This window comes from Pyxidicoccus sp. M15 (assembly GCF_056858435.1).
The window spans coordinates 3,660,744-3,685,585 of record NZ_CM166495.1; the positions used below are offsets into that span (position 1 = coordinate 3,660,744).

A 24,842-nucleotide genomic window follows, 5' to 3' on the forward strand; every position below is an offset into this window, starting at 1 on the left:
GTGAGGCGCCCGTGCCGGGCTATGCCCCTCCAGCCGCCAGATCCTGCAGCTCCTGCCAGCGCGCGTAGAGCCGGTCCACCTCGGCGGCGGTGGCCTCCAGTTCCTTGTTCACCTCCGCCACCTTGGAGCCGTTGCTGTACACGGCCGGGTCGGCGAGCTGCGCCTCCAGCGCCGCCTTCTTCGTCTCGGCCGCTTCGATGGTGGCCTCCATGCCGTCCAGCTCGCGCTGGTCCTTGTAGGAGAGCTTCCCCGGCTTGCGCACGGCCTTCGCGGCGGGGGCGGCGGCGGGCGGCTCCTCCTTCTTCGGCACGGGCTTCGTGGCCGCCTGCGCCTCCGACTGCTCCTTCAGCCGCCGGTACATCGCGTAGTTGCCCTCGTAGCGGGTGACGCGGCCGCCACCCTCGAAGGTGAGGATGCTGGTGGCCACCTTGTCGAGGAAGTACCGGTCGTGCGTGACGAGCAGCGTGCTGCCGCCGAAGTCCAGGAGCAGCCGCTCCAGGATGTTGAGCGTGACGATGTCCAGGTCGTTGGTGGGCTCGTCCAGCACCAGCACGTTGGCGCCCTCCAGGAACAGCCGCGCCAGCAGCAGCCGGTTGCGCTCGCCGCCCGACAGGGCCTTTACCTTCATGCGCTGCATGGGCACCGGGAAGAGCAGGTCGTCCAGGTAGTCGCGCAGCGCCACCTTCTGGTCGCCCAGGATGACCCAGTCCTCGCCCTGCGAGGCGGACTCGTACACGGTGGACTCCAGGTCCAGCTGCGCACGCTGCTGGTCGTAGTACGCGACCTTGGTGTTCTTCCCGATGACGAGCTTGCCGCCGTCCGGAGGCGTCTCTCCGAGCAGCACGCGCAGGAAGGTCGTCTTGCCCACGCCGTTGGGCCCCACCAGGCCCACGCGCTCGCCGCGCTGGAGCCGGAAGTCCACGTTGCTGAGCACCTTGCGGTCGCCGAAGGACTTCTGGAGCCCCTCCGCCTCGATGACGGTGTGGCCCAGCCGGGGCGCCGCGGCCACGCGCAGGTCCGCCACCTTGGGCCGCTGGAAGCCCTTCTCCGCCATCAGCTTCTGCGCCCGGTCGATGCGCGCCTTGCTCTTGGTGCGGCGCGCCTCCGGGCCCCGGCGCAGCCACGCCACTTCCTGCGCAATCCAGCGCTCGCGCTTGTGCTGCGCCACTTCGGCGTTCTCCTGCGCCACCAGCTTCTGCTCCAGGTAGGCCTGGTAGTTGCCGGGGTAGGACGTCACGCCCTCGCCGGGCTGGATTTCGACGATGCGGTCCACCAGCCCGTCCAGGAAGTAGCGGTCGTGCGTGACGAGCAGCAGCGCGCCGGGCAGCTTGTCCAGCTCCTCCTCCAGCCAGTCCGTCGTGTCCGCGTCCAGGTGGTTGGTGGGCTCGTCGAGCAGCAGCAAGTCCGGCCGTGTCAGCAGCGCCCGGGCAATGGACACCCGCTTGCGCAGGCCGCCGGACAGCTGCGCCACCGGCCGGTCCCAGTCCTTCACGCCCAGCCTGTCCAGCAGCGTCTTCGCGTGGTGCTCGGTGCCCCAGCCGCCCATCTGCTCAATCCGGTCGCTGAGCGCGGAGAACTGCTCCAGCAGCTTCTCGTGCTCCTCGGGCGGGGCGGCCTCCAGCCGCTTCGCCAGCTCGGCGTGCGCGGCCAGGGCCTCCTTCAGCGGGGCCTCGGACACGGACAGCTCCGAGGCCACCGTGGCGCCCTCGGGGAACTCCGGCTCCTGGGGCAGGTAGGTGACGCGGGCGCCGCGCCGCAGCTGCAACTCGCCCGTGTCCGGCTTCGCCGCGCCGGCGAGAATCTTCATCAGCGACGACTTGCCGGAGCCGTTGACGCCCACCAGGCCCACGCGCTCGCCCTCTTCAATGGTGAAGGTGAGGCCCTGGAAGACGGTGCGGCTTCCGAAGCTGAGCTGGACGTTGGCGGCACGAAGCAGCGTCACGGTGTGTGGACTCCTGAAAAGGCGAAAGGCGCCCCTCACTGAAGAGGAGCGCCTTCCTTACCGCCAGAGTGCGGCGGATGCGTGGACTACTTGCGGGCCGCCTGCTCCGCGGCCTGCTTCTCCTTGTACGCGGCCATCAGGGCCTCGGACTCGTTGCGCGGCACCGGGGTGTAGCGAGCGAACTCCATCGTGAACTCGCCCTTGCCCTGGGTGGCGGAGCGCAGGTCCGTGGAGTAGCCGAACATGGTGTTCAGCGGCACCTCGGCCACCGCCGTCACGTAGCCCTCGGCGGTCTCCGTGTTGAGGATGGTGCCACGGCGCTGGTTCAGCTGACCCACCACCGAGCCCTGGAAGTCCTCGGGAGCCTGGACCTCCACCTTCATCATCGGCTCGAGGATGATGGGCTTGGCGGCGGCGTAGCCCTCGCGGAAGCCCATGATGGCGGCCGTCTTGAACGCCATTTCGGACGAGTCCACCGCGTGGAAGGCGCCGTCGTTGATGACCACGCGCACACCCACCACGGGGAAGCCGATGAGGCTGCCCTTCTTCACGGCCTCGGTGAAGCCCTTGTCGCAGGCCGGGATGAACTCGCGGGGGATGGAGCCACCGACGATGTCATCCACGAACTCGTACTGCTGCACCGCGTCCGCCGGCAGCGGCTCGAGGTAGCCGCACACGCGCGCGAACTGACCGGAACCACCGGTCTGCTTCTTGTGCGTGTAGGCGAACTCGCCCTTCTGGCTGATGGTCTCACGGTACGCCACCTGCGGCTTACCGGCCTGGACCTCGCAGTTGTACTCGCGCTTCATGCGCTCGATGTAGATCTCCAGGTGCAGCTCACCCATGCCGCGGATGATGGTCTGCCCGGACTCCTCGTCGCGGTGCACGCGGAAGGTGGGGTCTTCCTTGGTGAACCGGTTGAGCGCCTTGGAGAAGTTGGCCAGCGCGCCGCGGTCCTTGGGGGACACGGCCAGCGAGATGACGGCGTCCGGCACGTGCATGGACGTCATCGTGTAGCTCACGGTGCCGTCGGTGAACGTGTCGCCGGAGGCGCACTCGATGCCGAACAGCGCGACGATGTCGCCCGCCGTGGCATCGTTGATGTCGTTCATCTGGCTGGAGTGCATGCGCACGATGCGCGGCACCTTGACCTTCTTCTGGTTCGACTGGTTGACGATGAAGTCACCCTTCGCCACCCGGCCCTGGTAGATGCGCATGTACGTCAGCTGCCCGTAGCGCCCATCCTCCAGCTTGAACGCCAGACCCACGAACGGCTTCTCCGGGTCCGACTCGAGGATGACCTTCGCCTCGTTGTTCTTCTGGTCCAGCGCCTCGTTGGTCGCCTCCTTGGGGTTCGGGAGGTAGCCACACACGGCGTTGAGCAGCAGCTGCACGCCCTTGTTCTTGTAGGCGGAGCCGCACATGACCGGCGTCATCTTCAGGGCGATGGTGGCCCGGCGGATGGCGGCGGTGATCTGCTCGTTGGTGATGGCGGAGTCGGCCAGGAACAGCTCGCCGAGCTGGTCGTCCACCTCGGCCACGCCTTCAATCATCTGCTGGCGGCGCGTCTTGGCGTCCTCGAGCATGTCCGCGGGAATCTCCTCCTCGCGCACGTTCTCGCCGTTCTCACCATCGAAGTAGAACGCCTTCATGGTGACCAGGTCGATGAGGCCCTTGAAGCGGTCCTCGGCGCCGATGGGCAGCTGGAGCTTCACCGGGTGGTGGTTCAGCTTCTCCTTCAGCTGCGCGGCCACGCGGTCATAGTTCGCGCCGGCGCGGTCCATCTTGTTGACGAACGCGATGCGCGGAACGCGGTAGCGCTTCATCTGCCGGTCCACGGTGATGGACTGGGACTGCACGCCGGACACCGAGCAGAGCACGAGGATGGCGCCGTCGAGGACGCGCAGGGAGCGCTCCACCTCGATGGTGAAGTCCACGTGTCCCGGGGTGTCGATGAGGTTGATGTTGTGCTCGCCCCACATCGCGAACGTGGCGGCGGACTGGATGGTGATGCCCTTCTCACGCTCCAGGTCCATCGAGTCCATGATCGCGCCCACGCCGTCCTTGCCGCGGACTTCGTGGATCTCATGGATCCGGCCCGTATAGAACAGGATGCGCTCGGAGAGCGTCGTCTTGCCCGAGTCGATATGGGCGGAGATACCGATGTTGCGAATCTTCTCGATGGGTACGTTGGCGGCCACGATCCGGTCCTTCTTGATTTGAAAAGTGCCTGAGGGAACAGAGCAGGCGGGGCCCTTACTTCCCACAGGACTGAGTTTCCAGCCAAATCCGCATGACGGTGGGCTTGCCTACACCCACCTCCGCCTACCAGGCGTGTATCCCACCTCTATATAGATGAGGCCCGAGTCGCTGCTGGAAGCGACCCGGGCAATGCTTTCCGAGGTCTCCTAACCATGAGCGCATCCGAAAACTTCTCCCTCGCCCAAGCCTGGCTGCACGCTTTCAATTCCCACGACGTGGACGCCCTGGTGGCGCTCTACGCGGAGGACTGCACCCACACCTCCCCGAAGATTCGGGTGCTCCACCCGGAGACGGGCGGTCGCCTGCTGGGCCGCCCGGCGCTGGCGAAGTGGTGGCGCGAGGCCATCGCCCGGCTGCCGGGCATCCGCTACGAGGAGACGGCCCTCACCGCGGATCAGGACCGGGTCTTCATGGAGTACCTGCGCCATGCCCCGGGGGAGGCCCCCATGCCGGTGGCCGAGGTGCTGGACGTGCGCGGGGGGCGGATTGTCGCCTCGCGCGTCTACCACGGCTGAGAGAACGGACGGGCGGGTGGGGTTGGGCTAGGGTGACGTGACGACGAGGAGGACGGCCGTGGCGAAGAATCCCAGCTCCACCAGCTCTCCCACCAGCACCTTCGATAGGGACTTCGGCTACCTGTTGCCCTTCATGGACAAGGTGGCTTCTGCCGCCGCCGAGCTCCAGGACGCCGCGGCCCGCGAGGAGCTCACGCGGCTGATGGCCGAGGAGAAGGTCCGCTGGCAGCGCATCAAGGAGCTGCTCGGCGGCGCCGGGGGACGCGCGGCGGCGCCGACGTCCACCCAGGCCTCGGGCCGCACGGGGGCGCCGTCCCTGGCGCGCGCCTCGGCGGACGGCGTGCACCGCGTGGCGCCCACGTCCGCGGGCCTCACGGTGGGCAGCCTCAAGGGCACGCGCTGAAGCGTCAGCCGCCGACGCGCTTCAGGTAGTCCAGCGCGTCGAAGGTGGCCGTCTTGTAGGCCTCCGACAGCGTGGGGTAGTTGAAGCACGTCTCCACGAAGAGGCGCGCGCTGGAGCCGGTGAGCAGGGCCGTGAGGCCGATGTGCACCAGCTCCGAGGCCTGCTCGCCCAGCACGTGCACGCCCAGCAGCTTGAGGCTCTCGCGGTGGAAGAGCAGCTTCAGGAGGCCGTGCATCTCTCCGATGATTTGACCGCGCGGGTTGCTGGCGAAGGTGGCGCGGCCGACGACGTAGGGGATGCCCTTCTCGCGCAGGCACTCCTCCGTCTCCCCGGCCATGGAGACCTCGGGGATGGTGTAGATGCCGTACGGGAGTATCGGCGCCAGGGTGCGCGCGCCGGTCAGGTCGAAGGCGTGCTCCACGGCGATGCGCGCCTGGTCCATGGAGGTGGACGCCAGCGCGGGAAAGCCGATGACGTCGCCCACCGCGTAGAGGTGCGGGACGGCCGTCTGGAAGTCCGGGCCCACCTCCACCTGGCCGCGCTTGCTCAGCTTCACGCCCAGCGCCTCCAGTCCCAGGCCCGCCGTGTTGGCGGTGCGGCCGGAGGCCACCAGCACCTGGTCCGTGTCCACCACCTCTCCGGTGGAGAGCGTCAGGCGGATGGGCTGCTCCGGGTCCACGGGCACCTCCACCGTGCTCACGCTCTGCCCGAAGCACAGGTGGATGCCGAGCGCCCTCAGGCGCTGGCCGAGCAGCGCGGAGATTTCTGCGTCGAGGAAGGGCAGCACCTCGTGCTTCAGGTCCACCAGCGTCACGGGGATGCCGAGCGCGGCGAACATGCACGCGTACTCGCAGCCGATGACGCCCGCTCCCACCACCACCAGCGAGCGCGGCAGCCGGCCGATGTCGAGGATTTCATCCGAGTCGTGCACCCGCGCGTCGCCGAAGGGGTACTGCGGCGGCCGGTACGGGGACGAGCCGGTGGCCACGAGGATGAAGTCGCCGGTGAGCCGGCGCTCCGCTCCGTCCTGGCTCCGCACCAGCACGGTGTGCGGGTCCGCGAGCGAGCCGGTGCCCCGCACCACCTGCACGCCGTGGCGCGTGAGGTTCTGGAGGATGCGCTCGCGCTCCATGCCCTTCACGCGGCGCTCGCGGTAGAGGAAGTCGGAGACGGTGGCCTCGTGGCGCAGCGTGGTCTCCACGCTGTAGAGGCCGCGGGCCTTGAGGCCGGAGAGGTGGAGCGCCGTCTCGCGCAGCGTCTTGGAGGGGAGGGTGCCGGTGTTGGCCGCCGTGCCACCCAGCACCGGCTCGCGCTCCACCACCACCACGCGCTTGCCCGCGAGCGCGGCCTGCACCGCGCCCCACTCTCCGGCCGGTCCGGAGCCGATGACTACCAGGTCGAAGTCCGCCATGGGCGGCGACCCTAAACGAGCCCGGGAGGGCTTTGAAGTCACGGCGTGAGGTATTGCTCGAAGAAGAGCGCCGTCTGTCGCATGGCCGCGCGAGAGGGCTCCACGTCGTCCACCAGGTCGAAGGCGTGGTGGGCCTCCGGCAAATCCACCAGGGTGAGGGGCGCGCCCCGGCCCTTCGCGTCCTGGACGAAGGCGTCCAGCGCGGCGTTGAGCTCCGGCGCGTCCCGGCCGGCGCGCAGCACCAGCAGCGGCGGCAGCTTCTTCGCGTCCACGGTCCCCAGCGCCTCGCGGGCGCCCTTGCCCTTCGGCAGGCCCGGCCCGTCGAGCATGGGGTACCAGGCCGCCACGCACTTGAGCCCCGCGGGCGGCTGCTTCTTCAGCGCGGGCGTCACACCCCACAGGCCGCCGCCGGACATGACCAGCAGGCACATCCGGCTCGTGTCCAGGCGGTTCGCCCTGGACTCCTTGCGGAGGAAGGCGAGCGTGGCCTCCACGCGCTGTTGCAGGGCCGGCACGTCCGTCAGCCACTGCTCCCGGGCGGGGCCGGTAGCGGGCGAGCCCAGCTCGGGCACCGCCACCGCGTAGCCCATCGCCGCGAGCCAGCGCGCCTGGCCGGAGAAGGCGGGCAGCTCCCGGACGTAGGGCGCGAGGGCCGGGTGCAGCAGGCCGTGGACGAGCACCACCACCGGCACGGGCTCGCGGGAGGCGACGTCGGGGATGTAGAGGTCCAGCTTGTACTCGCGTCCTCCCGCGCGCGTGTACGTGAGGCCGCGGCGCGCCTGCACCTCCTCCATGCCGGGCATGGAGAGGACGGGCCGCAGCTTCGTCCACTCGGGAAGGGGCGCGCCCTTCAGCTCCGGGGCGGCGGGGTTGGCGATGACGGGCATGCCGTAGCCGGGGACTTCACCGAAGCCCAGGTGCGCGCGCAGCCACTGGGCGCGGTCTCTTCGCGAGGCCTCGCTCAGCTCGTGGCCGCCCTCGTAGAACTTGAAGAGCTTGGGCTCGCCGGCCGCGTCGATGTAGGCGCGGGCCTCGGCGTAGGTCACCCACTCGTCGGAGCGGCCATACTGGAAGAAGAAGGCCGCGGGCGCGGCGTTGCGCACGCCCACCGCGCCGTCGATGGACTCCATGTTGCGCACCAGCGTCTCGAAGCGCTCCTGGGTGACGCTGTCGTGGAGCTTCTTCTCGTTGGGCCCCTCCATCTGCCGGACGGCCTCGGAGAAGTTGCCGAGGCCCGTCATCAGCACGAAGGCGCGCAGGCGCGGCTCGGCGCCCGCGAGCGCGCCGCCCACCGTGGCGCCGAGGCTGTGGCCCACGTAGGCCAGGCGCTGCCCGTCCACCTCCGGGCGCGAGGCGAGCAGGTCCACGCCGCGCCGCAGGTCCACCTGTATCTGCACGAAGGTGTCGTAGATGGTGGGGCCGGAGACGGCGCGGCGCCACGGCTCCGGGCGCACGTGGGGCGCGTCCACCAGCAGGGACACCACGCCCGAGCGCGCGAGGGAGAGCGCCTCGTCGAGGAACTCCGTCTTGGTGCTCTGGCCCCAGTGCTGGAAGAGGACGGCGGGGAAGGGGCCCTTGCCCGGAGGCATGACGAGGTACGCGGGCACCGGGCCGCCCTTGGGGCTGGCGTAGGTGAGCTCCGTCACGGTGACGTCGCCGCGCTGCTGCGTGCGCACCGTCTTCACGTCCAGCGGGGCCTTGGCGTCATAGGCCGTCACCCGGCGCAATTCGGTGAGCTTCGGGTCCGTGGGGGCCGCGGGCGCGGGGGGCTCCGCAGCGAGGGCGGGCAGGGCGACGACGAGCGCGAGCAGCAGGGGGCGAAGCCGGGTCATGGGGAACGCCTCGGTGGGGGCGCGCCGTCAGGGCGGCCCGGCCTTCAACTCAGTGCGATTCCGCCCATTCCGCAAGCTTCGTACGACTCAGGGCTCCGCCGCGCCGCGTCCCTCGTACTTCAGCCCCTCGTGGACCTCCTCGTCCGTGAGGAGGCGGAAGGTGCCCTCGGGGAGGTTGTCCAGGACGATGTCGCCCACGGCCTCGCGGTGGAGCGCGCGCACGGGCAGGCCCACGGCGCCGAGCATCCGCTTCACCTGGTGGTTGCGGCCCTCGGTGATGGTGACCTCCACGGTGTGCTCGTCGCGGACCACCACCTTCGCGGGCCGCGCGGGCCCGTCGTCGAGCGTCATCCCCTTGCGCAGGGGCTCCACCTTCTCGTCGCTCGCGGTGCTGAACACCGTGGCCACGTAGCGCTTGGGCAGGCGCGTGTCCGGAGACGTCGCGTGGGCCACCAGCTTGTCGTCGTTGGTGAAGAGCAAGAGGCCGGTGGACTCCACGTCCAGCCGGCCCACCGCGTGCCACGTGTAGCCGGCCAGCTCTGGCGGGAGCTGGGGCAGCAGCACCTCGAACACGGTGCCGGTGCGGTGCTGGCGCGCGGTGGAGGACAACACGCCCGCGGGCTTGTGGAAGGCGAGCACGCGCGTGGCCGGTGCGCCCAGCTGCACCACCAGGCCGTCCACCTTCACCACGGAGCCCGGAGGCACGGGGGTGAGCGCCATCTTCGCCACGCGGCCGTTGATGCTGACGCGGCCGGCGGCGATGGCGTGCTCCGCCTCTTCCTGGGGAAACACGCCGGCCCGGGAGAGCGCGCGCGAAAGCCAGTCCGGCTTCTCCTTGCCCTCCCAGCGCTTGTGCGTCGGTATCTTCGGCTTGTCGGGCTTGCGGGGCATGGGCGCGGCACTGTACCTGCCCGGGCCGGGCGGCACAGCGCTACTTGCGCGCCGGCCGGTCCGGGTCCTCACCCTCGGCGGAGCCGGGCGTCTTCCCGGGCTCTTCCTGGGGCATCCGGCGCTCCTCGTCGAGCCCGCCACCCTCCGCCGTCCTCGGCGTGCGCTTCGGCTCGTCCTCGGACGGGGCCTGGCGACGGTTGCCGCGGCCGGGCTCCTCGCCGCCCACCTCCATCGACTCGTAGGGCATGTGGTCCATGCGGATGTTCCCTTCGTGAGAGTGTGTCGCCATTGCCTGGCGACCCGGGGAAGGTAGTGACGCTTCCGACTCGTGGCGCCTTGGGCCTTGCGGCCGGACGCCTGCTCGCTCACCCTCCAGGCCCCTCGCTGCGGAGGTCTCATGTCGCGTCTTGCCGCCTGCCTCGTCCTGCTCGCGCTGCCTGCCCTGGCCGCGGAGCCGGCCGCGGTTCCCCGCCGTCCCGTGCACACGTACTCCATCGTCGCCCGAGACGCGGCGACGGGAGAGCTGGGTGTCGCCGTGCAGTCCCACTGGTTCTCCGTGGGCTCCACCGTCCCCTGGGCCGAGGCCGGCGTGGGCGCCATCGCCACCCAGTCCTTCGTGGACCCGTCCTACGGCAAGCTGGGCCTGGAGTTGATGCGCGCGGGCCGCTCCGCCCCGGACGCGCTCAAGGGCCTGCTCGCCGCCGACAGCGCCAGCAACGTGCGGCAGGTGGGGATGATTGACGCCCAGGGACGCGTCACCGCCCACACCGGTGACAGCTGCATCGCCGCCGCCGGCCACATCGTCGGCGAGGGCTTCGCCGTCCAGGCGAACATGATGGAGAAGGACACCGTGTGGCCCGCCATGGCGAAGGCCTACCGCGAGTCGAAGGGAGACCTGGCGGAGCGCATGCTGGCCGCGCTCGAGGCCGCGCAGGCGCAGGGCGGGGACATCCGCGGCAAGCAGTCCGCCGCCCTCATCGTCGTGTCCGCGAAGCCCTCCGGCCGGCCGTGGATGGACCGCAGGTTCGACCTGCGCGTGGACGACGCCGCCGAGCCCCTCAAGGAGTTGCGCCGGCTCGTCACCCTCCAGCGCGCCTACAACTTCATGAACGAGGGTGACCTCGCGATTGAGCGCAAGGACACCGACGGCGCGCTGAAGGCGTACGCCTCGGCGGAGAAGCTCGTGCCGGACAACGCGGAGATGGTCTTCTGGCACGCCATCTCGCTGGTGGGCGTGGGCCGCGTCGACGAGGCCATTCCCCTGCTTCAGCGCACGTACAAGGCCGACCCGCGCTGGCGCGAGCTGCTCACCCGGCTGCCCAGGGCGGGGCTGCTCCCGGATGACCCGAAGCTCATCCACCGGCTGACGGGCGCGAAGCCCGCGAAGTAACACGCAGACGCAGGACGACCGGGGAGGCAGGCGGTCCGTGCCCGCCTCCGTCGCCGGCCCGGACGGCGGGGTGGTGCGCTTGTGGACATCCGCCGGAATGGAGACGTTCCCTGGAGAGGATGACCATGCGCACGACCCTGGCCCCGTTGCTCACGTCGCTCGCTCCCGTTGTGGCACTCGCCCAGGCGCCCCTGCCGGGTCCCATCGAGCGGGAAGCCTCCCGCAGCCCCACGTTCTGGTTCTGGGTGGTGCTGCTCGCGCTGGCGGTGCTCGCCTTCGCCTGGAGCGCGGTGCTCATCTCCCGCAAACGCCGTGGGCCTCCGCCAGGCACCGGCCCGGGCGCCGGTCGCGGTCCTCGCAGGACCCGCACCGTCTAGAGGAGGACTATGGCTTTCAAGTGCTACTCCGGAAGTAGGTCAACTATATTGAGGCAAGCAGGCGGGCGGACTGCCTGTCGGCTGGTACCCTGGTAGCAAGACTATTGAAGGCGATGGGGGTGTACGTGAACAAGGCAGAAACTCTTAGCGGGCTAAATTTCGGTAAGCGTGTCGCCGAGGAAGAAAGTCATGAGTTGGCGCGCTACTTCGTCGAAACCGATCAGTGGAAGCGAATTTTCGCTGGCGATGTAGACATTGTTTATGGGCCTAAGGGCTCCGGTAAGAGTGCTCTTCACGCGTTACTTATCGAGAGGTCCGAAGCACTGCGTAGTCGGGGAATTTTGCTCGTCCCAGCAGAAAACCCGCGTGGGGCGCCAGCATTCAAGGACGTCGTAAACGATCCGCCTGCGAGCGAGCGCGAGCTGACTAGGCTTTGGTATCTTTATTTTCTTTCTTTAATTGGTGAACTGCTGGGGCGGCACGCCAGCGATAATGATGCAGCTAAAGTGGTACTAAAAGCCCTTCAGTCGGCAGGGCTCCTGCGGCAGGATCGGACACTGAAAAGTCTCCTGATGTCAGTAGTGGAATATGTTCGGCAATTTAGTCGTGCAGAGTCGCTTGAGGGTGGACTCAAGCTAGATCCTGTTTCCGGACTTCCAGCTGGGGTAACAGGTAAGATCACGTTCCGCGAACCCGGCCTAGACGGTGAGAAGCAGGGGCTCGTTTCGGTTCAGAAGTTGTTTGACTTGGCAGACAATGCGCTTGGAAGTTTGGGATTTTCCGCATGGATTTTGCTGGATCGGCTTGATGTTGCCTTTGCCGATGCGAATGAGTTGGAAGAGAATGCATTGCGAGCGCTTTTTAAGGTTTATCTTGATCTTTTGAGTACAAGCAATATTAGGCTTAAGATTTTCCTGAGAACTGATATTTGGAAGAGAATAACGAATAGCGGCTTTCGTGAAGCAAGCCACATAACTAGGCACACGACAATTAAGTGGGATAGGGCTTCACTGTTGAACTTGGTAGTGCGTCGTATTCTTCAGAATGACAATCTGAAGAAGGCCTATGGTGTCGAGTCGGAGCAGGTTCTTCAGTCGTGGGCCAAGCAGGAGGAACTATTTTATAAGCTTTTCCCAGACCAAGTGGATGTTGGTCCGAACAAGCCTGGGACATTTGATTGGATTTTGGGGCGCACGAAAGACGGTCTTGGGCTTAGTGCGCCTCGTGAGGTGATTCATTTTCTCAACTCGGCACGCGATCAGCAGTTGAGAAAGTTTGAACTGGGTGAGGCTGAGCCGGAGGGTGTGTTGTTATTCTCGCGCTCCGCTATTCGAGACGCGCTGCCCGAGGTGTCACAGGTACGCTTGGAGCAGACTCTATATGCTGAGTACCCGCGGCTGCGCCCATATCTTGAGCGTCTTGCGGAGGAGAAGACGCACCACACGTTAGAGACGCTAAGTAGAGTATGGGGGGTTGAAAGCCCGGAAGCGCAGCGCATTGCCAGTGAATTGGTGGAGATTGGTTTTTTTGAGCGGAAGGGAACAAAAGACGCACCGGAATTCAGAGTTCCATTTCTATATCGAAACTCGCTGAAGATGGTTCAGGGTACTGCGGATTGATGGGTGATCGGCGGTCGATTTGGGTGAGCGGGCCGGTGTGTGTGGACGGGATTGAGCGAGTTGCGTTGTTGGTCGGGCGTTCAGACGTTTCACTTGGATGACGTCAGCTTCTTGCGCACGGTGTGGAGCGCGGCGAGCCAGAGTCGCGCCTCCTTTCGTGTCAGCCGTGAGCGACGCAGCGGCGCGAACAAGTCCCGCACCGCGGTGCGCCCCGGCTGCTCATCCACGAGGAAGCCTCCCGCGCCGAGCATCGTGTCGAGCGCGGACTCCACCTGCGCCAGCTCCGCGTCCGTGGCCGCGGCGGGAAGCGGGCCCGGGGGCGGCGCGCTGGCCTCCAGCGTCGCCACGCGTACCTCATAGGCGTAGAGCAGCACCGCCTGCGCCAGGTTGATGGAGGGCTGCTCGGGCGCGGTGGGGACGGCGGAGAGGTCGTGGCAGCGCTCCACCTCCGCGTTGGTGAGCCCGCTGCGCTCGTCTCCGAAGACGATGGCCACCGGCCCCTGCGGCGCGCGCGCGACGAGCTCCTCGCCCACGGCGCGCGGCGGCAGGCGGCGCTTTCCCTCCACCTTTCGCGAGCTGGTGCCCACCACCCACACGCAGTCGGCCACGGCGGCCTCCAGCGTGTCCTCGCGCCGCGCCGCATCCAGCACGTCCTCGGCATGGACGGCGAGCCGGCGCGCGGGCCCGAAATCCTCCACCTCCGGCGTCACCCAGACCCAGTCGGACAGGCCGCAGTTCTTCAAGGCGCGCGCGGCGGCACCAAGGTTCTCCGCGTTGCGCGGGCGCATGAGGACGAAACGGACGGGCAGCACCATGGGGCGCGCACCTTACCGCCTTCGCGATTCGGCTCCTCGCCCGTTGACCGTGAGCCCTCCGCCCCCCTATAGCCTCTGGCCATCGACGTCTTCGCGGGCGCCCGGGGCCACGGCAGCACTGTGGTCCACCGGACACCCTGCGGGCCCGGTGACGCATGGGGGACGCGCACGGGCCGCGGGCGACCGACCACAGTCCTCCCTCGTGCGGTATGCGCATCCCCGGCACGCCGCATGAAGTACCGCAGGCACTTCCGGAGGAACCATGGGTTCGCGGTCCGTCGTCACGCAGAGAGCGCCTCGCACGAGCTGGCCCCTCGTCGCGCTGCTGGTCGGCGCCACGCTCGCGGGCTGCAAGCAGGAGCCGGCGCCGCAGCAGCCCGGCACTCCTGGCTCGGCGCCCGTCACGGCGACCACGCCCGTCCCCGCGGCCGGTACCGACGCTGGCACGGCCACGAGCGCGGCCGTCACGCCGCCCACGCCCGAGTCCCTGACGCCCGTCATCCGCGAGCTGGCCACCGAGGACGCGCTCCCCCGGGGCATCGTCATCGAGTTCCCTCGCCCCGTGGCGCCCGAGGACCGCGAGGTGAAGGCGGGCACCGTCGTCGCGATGGTGCCTCGCGTGGTCGGCAGCTTCTCCTGGCCCACCCCGTCCACGCTCGCCTTCACCCCGTCGGCGGGCGACGGCTTCCGCTTCGACACCGCGTACACCGTCACCCTCGAGTCCGTGGAGACGGGCACCGGCGTGGTGAAGGCGCCCTCCGAGGGCGCCTGGTCCCACCGCTTCACCACCCCGGCCTTCCAGCTGGTCCGCCTCGCGCCCCGGCAGCTGGACCTGCTCAAGGGCCGCGTGGAGGTGGACGTCGTCTTCTCCGGCCCGGTGGAGCTCAATGCCGTCCGCTCGCGGGGCACCTTCCAGGTGGAGGGTGAGCCCATCTCCGACGTGAAGTGGCGCACCGTCCCCGAGATGCGCAACGTCGTCAGCGCGCAGCTCGGGCACCCGCGCCTCAAGCCCGCCGCGAAGCTGCGCTTCGACTTGAAGGCGGGGCTCGCCGCCGTGGGCGGCGCGAAGGCCACCGCCCCCGCCGCCCAGAGCACCGCCGAGCTGCGCGCCGGAAAGCGCCTGGACTTCACCCGTGTCTCGCTGGGCGAGGGCTCCACCGGCCACTATCTTGAAGTGAGCTGCCGTGACGTGGCGGCCGACGCCCCCGCCAGCCCACGCGAGTCCGAGGAGTACGACGAGTACTACTGGGACAACAACAACAAGGGCTGCCTGCTGGACGACGGCGTGGCAGCGGATGCCATCCACCTGACGCCCGCGGTGAAGTTCTCGATTGCGCCGTCCCGCCGCGGCTTCCGCATCTTCGGTGACTTCAAGCGCGGGCCCTACTCGCTGCGCATCGACGCGGGCACGCCCTCGGTGGGCGGCGGCGTGCTGCTGTCTCCGTACGTGAATGTCGTCTCGGTGCCCGCGCGCAAGCCGCAGGTCTCCTTCGCAACGTCCGGCCGCTACCTGCCGCGCAGCGCGTGGCGCAACCTCCCGTTGCAGCACCTCAACCTGGACGAGGTGGAGCTGACCGTCCGCCATGTGCCGCCGGAGAACCTCGTCTTCTGGATGAGCGACGACAACACGGAGACGGTGGACGAGCGCACCTCCAACGTGGTGGCGAAGCGCAAGCTGGCCCTCAAGTCGGAGCCGGACACGCTGACCACCACCTACGTGGACGTGGCCAACCTCGTGCCCGCCAACACGCGGGGCCTGGTGGAGGTCTCCGCGCGCAAGGGCGACTGGCAGGCCGCCACCCGCATCCTCCTCACGGACCTGAGCCTCGTGGCCAAGCGCGGCGGGCCGGCGCCCGACTCCACCGACAAGGGCGAGGTCTGGGTGTGGGCGCTCGGCATGGAGAACACCGAGCCGCTGTCGGGTGTCGAGGTGTCGCTGGTGAAGAAGAGCGGCCAGACGGTGGCCCGCTGCACCACGGTGGCGACGGATGGCTGCCAGCTCAAGGTGCCCCCGCCCGGCGTGGATGAGTCGGAGCCCTTCGCCCTCATCGCCCGCGACGGCGAGGAGCTGACGTACCTCAAGTACAGCGAGCTGAAGACGGAGATTGCCAACTCGGACGTGCAGGGCGAGCCGTACCGCTCGGAGAAGGCCTACCGGGGCTCGCTCTGGTCGGACCGGGGCGTGTACCGCCCGGGCGACACGGCGCACGTGGCCGCGGTGCTGCGCGGGCAGGACGACGTGGCGCCTCCCGCGGGCATGCCCGTGGAGCTGGTGGTGGTGGACCCGCGCGAGCGCGAATTGAAGAAGGTGTCGCTCAAGACGAACGAGGCGGGCCTGGTGGCGCTGGACATCCCCTTCGAGGCCTTCCAGGACACGGGCCGCTACCGGGTGACGCTGAAGGTGGCGGACCGCGACGTGGCCACCTACGGCTTGAGCGTGGAGGAGTTCGTCCCCGAGCGCATGAAGGTGACGGCGCGCACGGAGAAGGAGGGCTACGTCCAGGGCGAGGAGGTGCCGGTGGCGGTGGAGGCCGCGTACCTCTTCGGCGGCTCGGCGGAGGGCAGCCCGGTGGAGGTGACGTGCCGGCTGGTGCCCGCCGAGTTCAAGCCGAAGGAGAACGCGCAGTACGCCTACGGGGTGTGGCGCCAGGACGGTGGGCCGCTGCGCGCCGCCACGCTGGGGCAGGTGAAGGGCGCGCTCGACGCGAAGGGCCAGGCGCTGCTGCGCTGCCCGGCGCAGGCGGCCACGGGCGGGCTGCGGGGCGCGGCGCGGCTGACGGCGCTGGCCAGCGTCTTCGAGTCCGGCAGCGGCCGCTCCAGCGTGGGCGACGCGTCCACGCCGGTGCACCCGGAGGCGTACTACGTGGGCCTCCAGGCCACGACGCGCAAGGTGAAGGCCGGCAAGCCCTTCACCGTGAATGGCGTGGTGGTGGACTGGGACGGGAAGCTGCTCACCTCGGGCAAGGCGCCGAAGACGGTGGAGGTGGAGTACCTGCGCCTGGAGGAGGAGTACGGCCTCCACTACGACGAGTCGGAGGGCTATGAGCGCTACCAGCGCTACCTGCGCCCGCTGCGCGAGGGCCGCACCACGGCGCAGGTGCAGAACGGCCGCTTCTCCCTGCAGGTGACGCCGGGCGAGGACGCCGCCGGCTACCTGGTGCGCGTGCGCTCCGGCGCCACCCAGACGGACCTCGAGCTGGAGGGCGAGGGCCGCTACTACTGGTGGGGCGAGGGCTCGCGCGTGGACCAGACGCCGCGCCCGCTCAAGCCCACGTCGCTGGACGTGGCGCTGCCGGCGCTGGCTCGCGTGGGGCAGCCCATCAACGTCAAGCTGAAGGCCCCGTACAAGGGCCGGGTGCTCTTCACCGCGGAGACGGACCGCGTGCTGGCCACCGAGTGGAAGGCGGTGGAGCCCGGCGAGGTGACGTGGACCTTCACGCCGAAGGGCTTCGCGCCCAACGTCTACGTGAGCGCCTTCCTGGTGAAGGACCCGCACCTGGAGTCCGCCGAGGCCTTCATGCCGGACCGCGCCTTCGGCGTGGGCAGCGTGCCGCTGGAGCCGGTGGACTTCACCCAGGCCGTGAAGCTGAACGTGCCCACGGAGGTCCGCTCCAACGACACGCTCACGGTGGACCTGGACCTGGGCGCCGTGGAGGGGCCCACCTTCGCCACGGTGGCCGTCGTGGACGAGGGCATCCTCTCCCTCACGCGCTTCCAGAGCCCGGACCCGCTGAAGCAGCTCTTCACCAAGCGCGCGCTCGGCGTGGACACGTATGAAACCATCGGCTGGACGCTGCTGGTGCCGCCGGGGGGCAACTCGCGCTCCACGGGTGGTGACGGCGAGGGGGATGCCTCCGGCCGCGTGCAGCCCGTCAAGCCGGTGGCGCTGTGGAGCGGTGTGGTGCAGGTGCCGGCCAACGGCAAGCTGCGCGTGCCCTTCAAGCTGCCGCAGTACCGGGGCGCGGTGCGGGTGATGGCGGTGACGGCGGGCGCGAAGCGCATCGGCCACGCGAGCGCGCAGGTGCTGGTGAGAGACCCGCTGGTGCTCCAGGCCACGCTGCCGCGCTTCCTCACGCAGAACGACGAAATCCAGGTGCCCGTCTTCGTCACCAACCTGTCCGGCAAGGCGCAGGACGTGAAGGTGACGCTGCTCACGGAGGCCCTGCCGGTGCCGGGGTTGATTGCCACGACGGCGGCCTCGCCCCTCCAGCTGCTGGGCAAGAGCGAGGGGCGTGCCCGACTGGAGGACGGCAAGTCCTCCACCTTCGTCTTCCAGGCGAAGGCGGTGCAGGCGGTGGGCGCGGCGCGGATGACGGTGACGGTGGAGGGCGGCGGCTACACCTCGCGCGAGTCGCTGGACGTGCCGCTGTCGCCTGCGGGCCCGCGTGAGCGGCGCGTGCAGCGAATCGAGCTGGCGCAGGGGACGACGGACGTCTCGAAGTTCCTCCAGGGCTGGGTGCCCACCACGGAGCGCTCCACGCTGTGGGTGACGGCGAATCCGTATGCGCAGTCGCTCCAGCACCTCTCGTACCTGGTGCAGTACCCGTACGGGTGCGTGGAGCAGACGACGTCCTCCACGCGGCCGCTGCTGTACGTGTCGGAGCTGCTGGACGACGTGGACCCGACGCTGAAGCAGGGCCGGGACGTGAGCGACATGGTGCTGGCGGGCGTCAACCGCGTGCTCTCCATGCAGACGCCGTCGGGCGGCTTCGCGTACTGGCCGGGCCAGACGCAGCCGGTGGAGTGGGGCACCGCCTACGCCACGCACATGCTGCTGGACGCGCAGAAGCTGAAGTACCCCGTGCCGCAGGACCGGCTGGATGACGCCCTCACGTGGATGGGCAACGCGCTGAACAACAACGAGGGCGGGACGAACCGGCACGGCGGCTACAGCGAGAGCTCCGAGGCGTACATGCACTACGTGCTGGCGCTGGGCGGCAAGGGGCGCAAGGCGCGCATGCAGAAGATGGTGGAGACGCTGGCCGAGCGCGCGAAGAGGGGCGCGCTGTCGGGCGAGGACCGCGAGCAGGACTACATGCTCAAGGCCGCGCTGTGGCTCGCGGGGGACCGCCGCTACGAGAAGGAGCTGCGCAGCCCGGACCTGTCGCCCGTCACCGACGAGCGCAAGAACAACTGGTCCTTCTACTCGGACCGGCGCCGCCGCGGCTTCATGCTGAGCACCTTCCAGGACCTCTTCGGCAACGACGCCGCGGGCGAGCCGCTCGCGCGCATGGTGGCCGAGTCGCTCCAGTCGCACCCCAGCGGCTGGTACACGACGCAGGAGCTGGTCTGGGGCATCACCGGCCTGGGCAAGCGGCTGCAGGGCACGGCCACGAAGTTCACTCCGCCGGTGCTCATGGCGGACGGCAAGGTGGTGGCGCCGACGCAGGACAAGAACGCGCGCGCGTCCGACCGCACGTGGGCCCTGGCCCGCGCCAGCGAGCGGCAGGGGCTCCAGCTGGAGGTGAAGACCAAGGACGAGGGGAAGCTGTACCTCGTGCTCAGCAGCGAAGGCGTGCGCTCGGACGGTCAGGTGAAGACGGGCGGGCAGGGGCTCACGCTGACCCGCACGTGGCGCAAGCTGGACGGCACGGAGCTGGACCTTCGCTCGGGGCCGGTGTCGCTGGCGGACCTGGTCTACGTGGAGCTGACGGTGCGCAACACCACCGCCGAGCGCGTGCAGAACATCGCCCTGGTGGACCGGCTGCCGGCGGGCTGGGAAATCGAGAACGCGCGGCTGGGACGCGGCGGCAGCGCGGCGTGGATTGACGCCGACGCGCTGTGGACGGCGGACTACGTGAACATCCGCGATGACCGCATGGAGGTGTTCGGCAGCCTGGCGGCGGGCGAGTCGAAGAAGGTGGTCTACGCGGTGCGCGCGGTGACGGCGGGTGCCTTCACCCTGCCGTCGGCGGAGGCGGAGGCCATGTATGACCCCCGTCTCTGGGCGCGCGAGTCGGCCGGCACGGTGCAGGTGTCCGGCCCCTGGAAGGACAGCCTGCTCTAGGCCAGCGTGTCCCAGAGCGCGTCGAACGCGCGGCTGAAGGGCTGCACCAGCCGCGCGTCGTCGCAGACGAGCACGTTCTCATGGTTGTGCTCCGCCGCGGAGCGCGTCCAGTTGTAGCTCCCCGTAACCAGGCGCAGCCGGTCGAACACCGCGAACTTGTGATGCATATGGGCCACGCTCCTGTCCAGACGCACCGGCACGCCCGCGTCGCTCAGCCGCTCCATGTCGGAGCCCGCGTCGAGCGCCTTGTCGTCGTCTCCGACGACGCGCACCCGCACGCCGCGGCGGTGGGTCTCCAGCAGCGCGCGGGTGATGCGGTCATCCGTCACGGTGAAGACGCACACGTCGATGGAGCCGCGCGCGCGCTGTATCTGCTGGATGATGGCGTTGAGTGGGCCGTCTCCCGGCGTGAAGTGCGCCTCCATGCGGGAGGACTCCACGGTCCTCGGGGCGTGCAGGGCGTCCACCATCTCCTCCAGCCAGGAGATGACCTCGCGCGAACGCGGCTCCTTCACGGAGGCGCGTGCCAGGGCGAAGGCCCGCGTGCGGAAGACGTCGAGCAGGGCCTCTCCCGCGCGCCGCTCCACCAGCACCGCCTGGAGCGCCTTTCTCTCGGTGGGTGTCAGCCTCCGGTCATCGATGATGGAGGCGAGGATGGCGTCGACGTCGACGGGGTCCATGGGGGCGGGGCTCCTGGTGGGGACGCACGTAGCATAGAGGGAAGCTGCTCCCTCGGTGAGGCGCCTCGGGGAGCCGGCGTCCCATGAGCGGCATCCGTCACATCGTCCGGGTGCTCGCCGCCGGGGTGTCTCGCGTCCGAGGCGGTGGGGGCTCCCGGCGCCGCGTCCGCATCGTCCGGCGGCTCGCGCTGACGGCCGGGCTCTTGCTCGTCCTCGGCGGCGTGGGCGTGTGGGCCGCATGGTGGGTGCCGCTGCCGTCCCGGCTCTCCGCGCCGGCTTCGGTGGTGATGGAGTACCGGGACGGCACGCCGGCCCACGTCTTCCTCGCGCCGGATGAGCGCTGGCGCATCCCCACGTCCCCCGAGCGCGTGGACCCGGCCTACCTCCGCGCGCTGGTGGCGCTGGAGGACAAGCGCTTCTTCCACCACCCGGGCGTGGACCCGCTGGCCGTGCTGCGGGCCGCCGTGCGCAACGTGACACGGGGCCGGCGGGTATCGGGCGCGTCCACGCTCACGATGCAGCTGGTGCGCGTGCTGGAGCCCCGGCCGCGCACCTTCACCTCGAAGCTCATCGAGTCCTTCCGCGCGGTGCAACTGGAGCTGCGGCTGACGAAGCAGGAGGTGCTCGCGGCCTACCTCCAGTTCGTCCCGTACGGGCGCAACGTGGAGGGCGTGGAGGCTGCGGCGCTCGCGTACTTCGGCCACACGGCGTCGCACCTGAGCCCGGCGGAGATCTCCACGCTGCTGGCGGTGCCGCAGAACCCCAACCGCCGCTTCCCCTCGGCGGAGAACGCGGCGCGGCTCGAGGCGGCGAGGAACGGGGTGGCGCAGCGCCTGCTGTTCGAAGAGGCGCTCCCCAGGGGGCCGGAGGGCGCCACGGTGCCGCCCGAGGCGGTGCTGGCCGAGGTCCGCGCCACACCGGTGCCCGCGAGCCTCAGGCCGTTCCCCCGCGAGGCGCCGCACGTGGCGGTGTGGCTGCGGACACAGCACCCGGAGTCGGCGCGGCTGCGCACCACGCTGGACGCGGGCACGCAGCGGATGGTGGAGCGGCTGATGCGGGACGCGGCGGGCGGGCTGGCGTCTCGCGGCATCCACAACGGGACGGCGGTGGTGGTGGAGCGCGAGCGCGCGGAGGTGCTCGCGCTGGTGGGCAACTTCGACTTCTTCGACGCGGAGCATGGCGGGCAGATTGCCGGCTTCGCCACGCCGCGCTCGCCGGGCTCGGCGCTCAAGCCGCTGCTGTATGCGATGGGCATCGACCTGGGGCTCGTCGGCCCGGAGCAGCTCGTGGCGGACGTCCCCACAGCCTACGGAGGGTATGCGCCCCGCAACTTCGATGGCCGCTTCCAGGGGCTCGTGCGGCTGGAGTACGCGCTGTCGCAGTCGCTCAACATGCCCTTCGTGCGGCTGTTGGAGCGCGTGGGCGTGGAGCGCTTCCTGGGCACGCTGCGCGCGGCGGGCGTCAACAGCCTGGAGACGGAGCCGGGGTACTACGGCCTGTCCGCGGCGGTGGGTGGCATCGAGCTGACGCCGCTGGAATTGGCGGGCGTGTACGTGGCGCTGGCGGGGGACGGGCGTGCGCCGACGCCGCGGCTGCTGGAGGACGGGCGGCCCCTGGGTGCGCCGACGGAGGTGATGTCCCCGGGAGCGGCGTGGCTGACGCGGCGGGCGCTGGCGCTGCGGGACAGGCCGGACTTTCCCGAGCGGCGGCGGCTGACGGGCCTGCCGGCGCGGGTGCACTGGAAGACGGGGACAAGCTTCGGGCACCGGGACGCGTGGGCGGCGGGCTCGGGGCCACGGCACACGGCGGTGGTGTGGCTGGGGAACTTCGACCACACGCCCAGTGTGCACCTGGTGGGCGCGGACGCGGCCGGGCCGCTGCTGTTCGACATCCTGGAGGGCGTGGGGCCACGCGGGAAGGCGGTGCCGGACGAGGAGGTGGAGCCGCCCGCGGACTTGATGCGCGTGGAGGTGTGCGCGTACTCGGGGCACCTGCCGACGGACGCGTGCGCGCAGCGCAAGACGGTGCTGGCGCGGCGCTCGGCGGTGCCCACGGGGCGCTGTCCGTACCACCAGAAGGTGGAGGTGGACGTGGCCACGGGGCTGGCGGTGGGGCCCACGTGCAGGGCGGGGCGGATGACGGAGGAGCGGGTGTTCCTCACGTGGCCCGCGACGATTCGCCGCTGGCTGGAGGAGCAGCACCGGAGGTTGCCGGAGCCGCCCTCGGCCGCGCCCGGCTGCGAGCCCGGAGGCGCGCGCGCGGCGCCGATGATTGTGTCGCCAGCGGACGGTCAGGTGGCGATGCTGATTCCAGGCGTGCCCGCGGAGCAGCAGGAGATGCCGCTGGAGGCGGAGGCGTCACACGAGCGTGCGCTGACGTGGTTCGTGGACGGAGCGCTGCTGGGCACGGCACGCGCGGACGAGCGCGTGTGGTGGACGCCCTCGGTGGGGTCGCACGAAATCCTCGTCACCGATGACCGGGGGCTCACCGCGAAGCGGACGCTGGTGGTGCGGGAGCGGCGGTAGCCCGGACACCCGGGCGAGCGCGCCTCTCGGGAGTCCGGAGCCCCCTTGTCGGCCGGCGGACCGCGGCTCAGAGGAACCGCGCGCGCAGCTCGGGCGTGGGCATGCGGCACGCCTCCGCCTTGCCGAACCAGCGGTAGCGGTTGCGCGCGATGAGGCGGTAGACGACGTCGCGGATGGGCGTGGGAATGACGACGAAGGCGTAGAACAGCTTCCACGCGCCGGGCAGCTTGCGGGCCACGCGTAGCGCCGCGCTGGAGCGCTCGTACACGCGCCCGTTCTCCACGAGGATGAAGCTCTGGGGCTCGGCCTCGGGCACGCGGCCCAGGGGCGCGAGCAGCGAAGCTGCCTGCGTGGACTGGAGCGCCGCGAAGCGGAAGCGCGCGGACGGGTCCCGGTCGATGATGAAGTTCACCGCCCCGTTGCAGAGATTGCAGACGCCGTCGAACAGCACCACCGCCGCGTCCTGCTTCGCCTCGCTCATTCCGGACCTCCCCCCTTTAAGTAACGCGCTGCTGGCGTCCGTGCATGCGCCTCAAAGCACAGCCGCCAGCCGCCGCGCCAGTGCCACGCTGCTGAGGAAGGCCCCTTCTACCCGGGGCCCTCCGCACCAGTCCCCGCAGGCCCCGATTCCCAGGGACGCGTCGAGCAGCGACGTCTCCTCCAGCGCCGGAGATGGCAGGGCGTAGCGCCACCGGTGGGCCACCACCTCCACCGGCCGTATCTCCAGCCCCGTTGCCTGGGTGAAGGCCTCCACCCACCGCGCCGCCACGACGTCCGGAGCGGACTCCAGGTATTCGCGGCTGGCCTCGGGCGAGCCATGCAGCACCCAGCGCTCTCCCTTTTCCCGCCCTGGCTTGCTCGCGTCCCGCGCAATCCACGACAGGGGCGAGTCATGGACGAAGGCTCCATCCACCTCCAGCGGCACGCGCGACCCGAAGCGGGCCATCACCGCCTGGCACGGCTCCATCCGCACCGTCGCCGCGCGCGCCGCCAGCTCCGGCGCACCGGCCAGCAGCGGCACGGCCTGGGGGGCGGGCACGGCCACAATCACCCCGTCATACGGCCCGAGCTGCTCACCCGACTCCGTCGTGAGCCTCCACGCCGAACCGGCGCGCTCCACGCGCTCCACGCGGACTTCGTAGCGCGTGTGAAGTGTCTCGGCGTACCCGCGCACCCCCGAGCCCATCGCCGGCACGCCCACGTAGCGCACCTGCTCGCGCTCGGACCGCGTCACCCGGCCGTGCTCCAGCGTGCCGATGACGCCGTGCCATTCGGCGACCACGCCCGCGTCCATCCACCAGCGGACCTGCTCCTGAAAGAGTGAGTCTCGCGCGGTGAAGTACTGCGCCCCGTGGTCGAAGGTGTCGCCCGCCGGAGTCCTTCGCGTGGCCATGCGTCCCCCTGGCCCCCGGCTCTTCTCGAATACCACCACTGGATACCCAGCCGCGTGCAGGGCGCGGGCCGCCGTCACTCCGGACAAGCCCGCGCCAATCACCGCCATGGACGGCCTGGGGCCGGTGCGCTTCGGGAGCAGGCCCTCGAGAGGGCTCAACCGGGTGGTCATGCCCTACCTCCTAATCCGCGCACGGGCGCGCCGCACGGCGCTACCCGTGCTGCCCCGCCCGCCAGGGTCCCGCTGAGCGGTGGAAGCGCTCCATCTCATTGCCGTAGTGGTGGGCGCGTCCCTCGTGCGCCATGCCCAGCTTCCGCAGCACGCCCTGCGAGGCGACGTTCTCCAGGTCCGCCACGCCAACGACGCGCTCCAGTCCCAACTCCTCGAAGCCCCAGCGCAGCAACTCACGGCCCACCTCGGTGGCGAGCCCCTGGCCCCAGTAGGGCGTGTCGAACAGGTAGGCAATCTCCACCAGGCCCGTGTCCTCCAGGTAGCACAGGCCCGCGCGGCCCATGACACCTGGGGCCTCTCGAAGCGTCACGGCGAACAGCCCGAAGCCGTGCACCTCCCAGTGGCCCATCATCTTCGCCACATGGGCCACCGTTTCCTCGCGGCTGCGAGGCCTGCCCGTCAGGAACCGCATCACCTCCGGCCTCGCGTACAGTGCCGCGAAGCCGTCGGTGTGCTCGGAGGTGACGCGGTGGAGTCTCAACCGCTCGGTGTCGAGCGTGGCGCGGGCGGGCTGCGAGGCGGAGACGCGGAGCATGCCCCGCAGGATAG

Annotated in this window: 18 protein-coding genes; 7 read left to right on the top strand and 11 right to left on the bottom strand. The window is 69.9% G+C overall.

The genetic code is table 11. The features are described from left to right. Window positions 1-19: 19 nt before the first annotated feature. Together ACX9TP_RS13745 and fusA are read right to left on the bottom strand one after the other, a co-directional pair. Complete coding sequence (locus ACX9TP_RS13745; protein ID WP_482980175.1) at window positions 20-1,942, bottom strand: ABC-F family ATP-binding cassette domain-containing protein; 1,923 nt, start codon at window positions 1,940-1,942, stop codon at window positions 20-22. An 86-nt stretch (window positions 1,943-2,028) separates the two neighbouring features. Beyond that, on the bottom strand, window positions 2,029-4,143 hold the full coding sequence (gene fusA / locus ACX9TP_RS13750; protein ID WP_482980176.1) for an elongation factor G: 2,115 nt from the start codon (window positions 4,141-4,143) through the stop codon (window positions 2,029-2,031). Window positions 4,144-4,356: 213 nt separating this feature from the next. Between fusA and ACX9TP_RS13755 the strand changes: the two genes are divergently transcribed. Together ACX9TP_RS13755 and ACX9TP_RS13760 are read left to right on the top strand one after the other, a co-directional pair. After that, window positions 4,357-4,719, top strand: coding sequence for a nuclear transport factor 2 family protein (locus ACX9TP_RS13755; RefSeq protein ID WP_482980177.1), 363 nt, complete (start codon window positions 4,357-4,359; stop codon window positions 4,717-4,719). A 133-nt stretch (window positions 4,720-4,852) separates the two neighbouring features. Next, on the top strand, window positions 4,853-5,122 hold the full coding sequence (locus ACX9TP_RS13760) for a hypothetical protein (RefSeq protein WP_482982166.1): 270 nt from the start codon (window positions 4,853-4,855) through the stop codon (window positions 5,120-5,122). Between the two features lie 4 nt (window positions 5,123-5,126). Here ACX9TP_RS13760 and sthA read toward each other — a convergent pair whose 3' ends face one another. The 4 genes from sthA to ACX9TP_RS13780 all read right to left on the bottom strand — a co-directional run bounded on the left by sthA (window position 5,127) and on the right by ACX9TP_RS13780 (window position 9,512). Continuing rightward, a complete protein-coding gene (gene sthA, locus ACX9TP_RS13765; RefSeq protein WP_482980178.1) occupies window positions 5,127-6,533 on the bottom strand; it encodes a Si-specific NAD(P)(+) transhydrogenase in 1,407 nt (468 codons plus the stop codon). A 38-nt stretch (window positions 6,534-6,571) separates the two neighbouring features. Beyond that, window positions 6,572-8,365, bottom strand: a complete 1,794-nt coding sequence (locus tag ACX9TP_RS13770) for an alpha/beta hydrolase family protein (RefSeq protein WP_482980179.1) — start codon at window positions 8,363-8,365, stop codon at window positions 6,572-6,574. An 87-nt stretch (window positions 8,366-8,452) separates the two neighbouring features. Further along, complete coding sequence (locus ACX9TP_RS13775; RefSeq protein ID WP_482980180.1) at window positions 8,453-9,256, bottom strand: pseudouridine synthase; 804 nt, start codon at window positions 9,254-9,256, stop codon at window positions 8,453-8,455. A gap of 40 nt (window positions 9,257-9,296) precedes the next feature. Then, complete coding sequence (locus ACX9TP_RS13780; protein WP_482980181.1) at window positions 9,297-9,512, bottom strand: hypothetical protein; 216 nt, start codon at window positions 9,510-9,512, stop codon at window positions 9,297-9,299. 141 nt (window positions 9,513-9,653) lie between these two features. Here ACX9TP_RS13780 and ACX9TP_RS13785 point away from each other — a divergent pair, with 141 nt between their 5' ends. The 3 genes from ACX9TP_RS13785 (at window position 9,654) to ACX9TP_RS13795 (ending at window position 12,642) form a co-directional block, all read left to right on the top strand. Continuing rightward, window positions 9,654-10,646, top strand: coding sequence for a DUF1028 domain-containing protein (locus ACX9TP_RS13785; RefSeq protein WP_482980182.1), 993 nt, complete (start codon window positions 9,654-9,656; stop codon window positions 10,644-10,646). Window positions 10,647-10,771: 125 nt separating this feature from the next. Then, on the top strand, window positions 10,772-11,023 hold the full coding sequence (locus tag ACX9TP_RS13790; protein ID WP_482980183.1) for a hypothetical protein: 252 nt from the start codon (window positions 10,772-10,774) through the stop codon (window positions 11,021-11,023). A 125-nt stretch (window positions 11,024-11,148) separates the two neighbouring features. Then, window positions 11,149-12,642, top strand: coding sequence for a P-loop ATPase, Sll1717 family (locus ACX9TP_RS13795; protein WP_482980184.1), 1,494 nt, complete (start codon window positions 11,149-11,151; stop codon window positions 12,640-12,642). A gap of 89 nt (window positions 12,643-12,731) precedes the next feature. On the opposite strand, the gene ACX9TP_RS13800 is transcribed toward ACX9TP_RS13795, so the two are convergent. Further along, window positions 12,732-13,457, bottom strand: a complete 726-nt coding sequence (locus ACX9TP_RS13800) for an RNA methyltransferase (protein ID WP_482980185.1) — start codon at window positions 13,455-13,457, stop codon at window positions 12,732-12,734. A gap of 262 nt (window positions 13,458-13,719) precedes the next feature. On the opposite strand from ACX9TP_RS13800, the gene ACX9TP_RS13805 reads away from it, so the two are divergent. Then, the gene (locus ACX9TP_RS13805) at window positions 13,720-19,464 is read left to right on the top strand and encodes an alpha-2-macroglobulin family protein (protein ID WP_482980186.1); all 5,745 of its coding nucleotides are present in this window, start codon (window positions 13,720-13,722) and stop codon (window positions 19,462-19,464) included. Here ACX9TP_RS13805 and ACX9TP_RS13810 read toward each other — a convergent pair. After that, window positions 19,461-20,144 (bottom strand): phospholipase D-like domain-containing protein, encoded by a 684-nt coding sequence (locus ACX9TP_RS13810; protein ID WP_482980187.1) that lies wholly within the window; start codon window positions 20,142-20,144, stop codon window positions 19,461-19,463. The two genes, ACX9TP_RS13805 and ACX9TP_RS13810, sit on opposite strands and share 4 nt — an antisense overlap. A gap of 83 nt (window positions 20,145-20,227) precedes the next feature. On the opposite strand from ACX9TP_RS13810, the gene pbpC reads away from it, so the two are divergent. Continuing rightward, window positions 20,228-22,669: a penicillin-binding protein 1C gene (gene pbpC, locus ACX9TP_RS13815; protein ID WP_482980188.1), complete on the top strand. Its 2,442-nt coding sequence runs from the start codon at window positions 20,228-20,230 to the stop codon at window positions 22,667-22,669. Window positions 22,670-22,736: 67 nt separating this feature from the next. On the opposite strand, the gene ACX9TP_RS13820 is transcribed toward pbpC, so the two are convergent. Genes ACX9TP_RS13820 through ACX9TP_RS13830 form a run of 3 tightly spaced genes read right to left on the bottom strand, consistent with a single transcriptional unit; the run spans window position 22,737 to window position 24,828 of the window. Beyond that, window positions 22,737-23,150, bottom strand: a complete 414-nt coding sequence (locus ACX9TP_RS13820; RefSeq protein WP_482980189.1) for a thiol-disulfide oxidoreductase DCC family protein — start codon at window positions 23,148-23,150, stop codon at window positions 22,737-22,739. A gap of 51 nt (window positions 23,151-23,201) precedes the next feature. Beyond that, entirely contained in the window at window positions 23,202-24,233 is a 1,032-nt protein-coding gene (locus ACX9TP_RS13825; protein ID WP_482980190.1) for an NAD(P)/FAD-dependent oxidoreductase, read from the bottom strand. A gap of 40 nt (window positions 24,234-24,273) precedes the next feature. Continuing rightward, window positions 24,274-24,828 (bottom strand): GNAT family N-acetyltransferase, encoded by a 555-nt coding sequence (locus tag ACX9TP_RS13830; RefSeq protein ID WP_482980191.1) that lies wholly within the window; start codon window positions 24,826-24,828, stop codon window positions 24,274-24,276. Between the last annotated feature and the right edge of the window lie 14 nt (window positions 24,829-24,842).